This is a genomic window from Fortiea sp. LEGE XX443 (genome assembly GCF_015206815.1).
In the GTDB taxonomy this organism is placed as follows: Bacteria; Cyanobacteriota; Cyanobacteriia; order Cyanobacteriales; family Nostocaceae; genus Nostoc_B.
In genome coordinates, this window is record NZ_JADEXZ010000142.1 from 1 (window position 1) to 4,793 (window position 4,793).

5 protein-coding genes and 1 pseudogene are annotated in these 4,793 nt (G+C 39.8%); 4 read left to right on the forward strand and 2 right to left on the reverse strand.

Annotated features, from left to right (window positions below; all coding sequences use genetic code 11):
- Positions 1-119 (forward strand): annotated as a pseudogene (locus IQ259_RS26695) (ISKra4 family transposase); the annotation flags it as partial.
- A 63-nt stretch (positions 120-182) separates the two neighbouring features.
- Here the strand turns inward: IQ259_RS26695 and nifV are convergent.
- Complete coding sequence (gene nifV / locus IQ259_RS26700; RefSeq protein WP_193888993.1) at positions 183-1,298, reverse strand: homocitrate synthase; 1,116 nt, start codon at positions 1,296-1,298, stop codon at positions 183-185.
- Between the two features lie 421 nt (positions 1,299-1,719).
- On the opposite strand from nifV, the gene IQ259_RS26705 reads away from it, so the two are divergent.
- From IQ259_RS26705 to IQ259_RS26715, 3 genes are all read left to right on the forward strand, one after another.
- On the forward strand, positions 1,720-1,926 hold the full coding sequence (locus IQ259_RS26705) for a hypothetical protein (protein WP_193888994.1): 207 nt from the start codon (positions 1,720-1,722) through the stop codon (positions 1,924-1,926).
- A 164-nt stretch (positions 1,927-2,090) separates the two neighbouring features.
- The gene (purM, locus tag IQ259_RS26710; RefSeq protein WP_193888995.1) at positions 2,091-3,119 is read left to right on the forward strand and encodes a phosphoribosylformylglycinamidine cyclo-ligase; all 1,029 of its coding nucleotides are present in this window, start codon (positions 2,091-2,093) and stop codon (positions 3,117-3,119) included.
- Between the two features lie 310 nt (positions 3,120-3,429).
- Positions 3,430-4,116: a PHP domain-containing protein gene (locus IQ259_RS26715; protein WP_193888996.1), complete on the forward strand. Its 687-nt coding sequence runs from the start codon at positions 3,430-3,432 to the stop codon at positions 4,114-4,116.
- Between the two features lie 139 nt (positions 4,117-4,255).
- Here the strand turns inward: IQ259_RS26715 and IQ259_RS26720 are convergent, their stop codons facing one another.
- Positions 4,256-4,744 (reverse strand): Uma2 family endonuclease, encoded by a 489-nt coding sequence (locus tag IQ259_RS26720; RefSeq protein ID WP_228014816.1) that lies wholly within the window; start codon positions 4,742-4,744, stop codon positions 4,256-4,258.
- Between the last annotated feature and the right edge of the window lie 49 nt (positions 4,745-4,793).

The following is a 4,793-nucleotide window of genomic DNA, read 5'->3' on the forward strand; positions in this document are numbered from 1 at the left end:
CTGTTAAACAGATTGATCGTCGAATTAAAATTTCTGGCGCACAATGGAAACTTGATAACGTTCCTCCAGTCTTAGCTCATCGTTGTGCCTATCTTAATGGATTAATTTTTGCTCGCTAAATAAAAACTGGGATGCACCCATTAAAACATGAACATAACCCTGTCACCTGTCACCATTTCTGATCACTGCGTAAGTCCAACTAAAGACAAAAGTTCTTGTGTTGTGAGACTGCGTTTTTTGTGCATTGATTCTTGCCGCACTGAATTTAAGACAGATTGAGTTTCTTCATTATTGAGAATAATGCCGTGTTGTTGCAGCACATTCGATAACAAATGCCGTCCAGAATGTTTACCTACAACTAAACGCCGCTCGTGTCCAATTTCTTCTGGGGTGAATGGCTCATAGGTGTGGGGGTTTTGCAAAACTCCATGAGCATGAATACCTGATTCGTGTGCAAAGGTATTTTCACCCACAATCGCCTTCCAAGGGGGTATACCGAAACCTGATGCTGTGGCAACAAGTTGAGATATTTCTAACAAGCGCCGTGTGTCTATATTTACATTAATCTTATATATATGTTTAAGAGCCATCACAACTTCTTCTAAAGCTGCATTTCCCGCTCTTTCACCCAAACCATTGACGGTAGTATTTACAGATAAAGCACCAGCTTGGATACCTGCCAAGGCATTGGCAGTAGCTAGTCCAAAATCATTGTGAGTGTGCATTTCTACAGGTATGGACAAGGATGTTACCAATTTTTTCACCTTGTCATAGGTCGTAAAAGGATCAAGAATACCTACAGTATCACAAAAGCGAAACCTTGATGCACCCCACTCTTGGGCAGAAAGTATGATATCAAGAAGAAACTGTTCATCTGCTCTCGAAGAATCTTCACCTCCCACAGATACAAACAGTTCTTGATCTAAAGCAAAGCTCAGACTATCTTTGAGTTTTTGTAATACTAATTGCCATTGTCCCTGAAATTTTGCTGCAATCTGAATTGCAGAGACGGGAATAGATATATGCACTCGCTTTAAACCGCAAGCTATACAAGCTTGAATATCTGAAATAACGGCGCGGTTCCAACCGAGGAGATGAGCTTGCAAACCTAAATCAACAATTGCTCTGATGGCTTGTTGTTCTGTCTCTCCCATCGCTGGAATGCCGATTTCTAATTCCTGAACACCGATCGCATCGAGAAATTTAGCGATCGCTATTTTCTCTTCTAAGCTAAAAGCAACACCAGCGGCTTGCTCACCGTCACGTAATGTCGTGTCATTGATGACAACCTGATCCATTTTTAAAATTTCTCCATAACCAGAGATTTATATTCTTAGCCTGAGCTTGAACAAGCATAAGGAGAATGTGACAAAGAATACTCTAAAAATCAAGGAATACCCTACCTAATACTGATTTTATTTATGATTGCGACAGATGGTAGGGAAAGCATTGGAGGCAAATACTCTCCACTCCCAATTACAAAGCAGTATTTAATGTCTCTAACTTAATTAATGAAATTGATGGTATGTGTAAAGGTATCAGCAAGACCCCCTATAGTGGCTGAAATTCTGGAACTAGCTATAAACTAAGCTTATCTACTCCCCGAACGGGGAGTTTAAAAACATGGTTTAATCATCTAGAGTGAAAATAGGGAGTCATTGAAAGTAATTAATTTCTGAATTCTTTTTGTCTACAAATTAATAAAAATCAAAAAATATTATGAACAGCAAAGAATTAGCACAATACCTAGAAGCAACAGATAGCATTGCCAAACCTTGGTTATTGGTACAGCTGCGTCTGCAAAAATTACAAGAACGCCGAGAGATGATTTCAGACGATACCTATGCTAATGAGTTAGCAGATATTCACCAAGACTTGATGAATTTGGGTGAATGGTGGCAAGGCATAGAAGATGAGGTCTTTTAATGAGGTAATATCAATAGTCTATTGACTATTGTTCAAAAAAAGATGAAGGCTGAAAGATGTAGCTCCTTCGGGAAGCAGAAAATTTTATACTTCAGACTTCACACTACCCTACCCTTCGGGAAATTACCCAAAGGGTGTCTACATACTTCAATTGACTAACTCTTATGGATTATCGGGATGCAGGGGTTGATGTTGAGGCTGGTAGAGCCTTTGTAGATCAAATTCGGAATTTGGTTCACAGCACCTTTAGGCCAGAAGTAATTGGTGGATTAGGTGGTTTTGGCGGTTGCTTTCAACTACCAACGGGTTACAAAGAACCTGTGCTGGTTTCGGGAACAGATGGTGTCGGGACAAAGCTAAAAATCGCCCAAATTCTCAATCGCCACGATACTGTGGGGATTGATTTAGTGGCTATGTGCGTTAATGACGTGCTGACATCAGGTGCAGAACCCCTGTTTTTTTTAGATTATGTGGCTACAAGTAAGTTAGATAAAGAACAACTAACGCAGGTTGTGGCAGGTATAGCTTCTGGCTGTAAATTGGCAGGTTGTGCTTTATTGGGTGGAGAAACGGCGGAAATGCCTGGTTTTTACCAAGTAGGTGAGTATGACTTGGCTGGATTTTGTGTGGGAATTGTCGAAAAAAGCCAGATGCTGGATGGTTCTCGTGTGCAAGTTGGAGATGTAGCGATCGCTCTCGCCAGCACTGGTGTCCACAGTAATGGTTTAAGCTTAGTCAGAAAGATTGTAAGTGATAGTGGTTTTTCTTGGAGCGATCGCCCAGAGTTGTTGGGCGGAGAAACTATTGGTGCAGCTTTTCTCAAACCTACGCACATTTACGTCAAACCAATTCTCTCAGCCCGTCAAGCTGGCTTAGAAATTCATGGGATGGCGCATATCACGGGTGGTGGTTTACCAGAAAATCTACCTCGATGTTTAGGGAAGGGACAAGCAATTAAAATTAACCCCAACAGTTGGACAATTCCCCCTACATTTCAATGGTTGGCTGAAGTCGGTACAGTCAGCGACGAAGCAATGTTTAATACTTTCAATATGGGGATTGGTTTTGTGCTGTTAGTGCCATCCCAGCAAGTAGAACAAACAATTGCTTTTTTTGCATCGCAAAATATTCCAGCTTTTGCAATTGGTGAGGTAATACCTGGGGAAGGTACGTTGGAAGGATTATTTAGCTAAAAATGGGGAGTAGGGAAAAGCCAAAGGGGAAATATTCTTCCCTAACTCCTTGAGCTTCCTCTTGTAAATCTCCAGAATTTATATCAGTATTTAATTTAGAATTTTTTTTACTTGTACTTATAAAAGCAATCGAAAATACTCATATCCATTATGATTGAGATTTGCTAACGTAGTCTTAACATATTGAAAAATTTAGCTGAGTAAGCTAATGAAATAACTGCTGGCACTAACTATACGTGCTGGTGCTTTCTTATCTATAGGTGTGGTGTTCTGGTGTGTGAATAAGTGCGTATATTTGTGCAGAGGTGTTATGGTTGTGAATTTTATGCGGACATCGACTTCTTGCGAACTTTTAAAACAAGTATTTCAGAAGATTGATGCCCAAAGTTGTCCGAAATTATTTAATTTCCACATGCACACTGTCTATTCAGATGGGAGGTTACAGCCAAGTGCATTAATGGAACAAGCGATCGCTATTGGCTTAGAAGGAATGGCAATTACCGACCATCATAATATTGGTGGCTATTTAGCCGCACAAACTTGGCTAGAAGACTGGAAATGGAAAAATCCTGATAGCAGTACTCCTTATCTATGGAGTGGTACGGAAATAAATGCCAACCTCTTGGATAACGAGGTTCACATTTTGGCTTATGCTTTTGAGCCAAATAACATTAGCATGAAACCTTACTTGCAAAAAAAAGCCACAACGGGCATAGAATATGAAGCAATCAACGTTATTGCTGCTATTCATGAAGCTGGTGGACTAGCAGTTTTGGCGCACCCAGCACGCTACAGGCGATCGCATTTTGATTTAATTACGGCTGCGGCTGAACAGGGTATTGATGGTGTGGAAACTTTCTACGCTTATAACAATCCCAACCCCTGGAAACCAAGTGTTACAGAATCACAACAAGTGCAACAGTTGGCTAGTGAATATGGTTTGTTTAATACCTGCGGTACTGATACGCATGGTTTGAACTTGCTACAACGCTTGTAAATGTATATTTAATTTTGTTAAAAACTCCTGGTTTAACCAGCCAGGGGACTATTCCACAACAAAGGTTTTCCAAATACATTTTTGCATCTGCATCAAGAAAACTCTATTTTTAAATCTTACTCAGCAGAATTTTAATAACCTATTGCTGAAATTGAGATAATAACCAAGCAATCACCTGACTTTGATTCATTTGTCGAGTCCGACGAAAAGCTTCTTCTAAAAGAGAAATTGCTAATCCAGGTAATACCTGAGACTGAGTTATTTTCCTACTACCGCCATTTTCCATAGCAAAAGCAATTACTTGGATATTCTGTACATCAATAATCCAGTATTCATCTACTCCTAATTCCTCATATAACAGACGTTTTTCACCTTTATCATCGGCTAGAGAAGTATTAGCGACTTCAATAACTAAATTTGGTGCTGGATAGTTATCGAGGCTAATAATTGAAGTTCCCCAAGGAATTACCTCGGCATTCTCGCCAATATAATAAGAAACATCCGGTTGCGCTTCCTTAAACCCAGTTTTGCGGTAAATGCAATTATCCTTAGGAATGAGGATAAAATAAGATCCAGAATTATGAGGTCTGCGGGACTGCTGTATAATTCCATTGCGGTAAATAATCATCAAATACAATTTCCATCATCTGCTTAAATTCATCTGTTACCTTGCGACC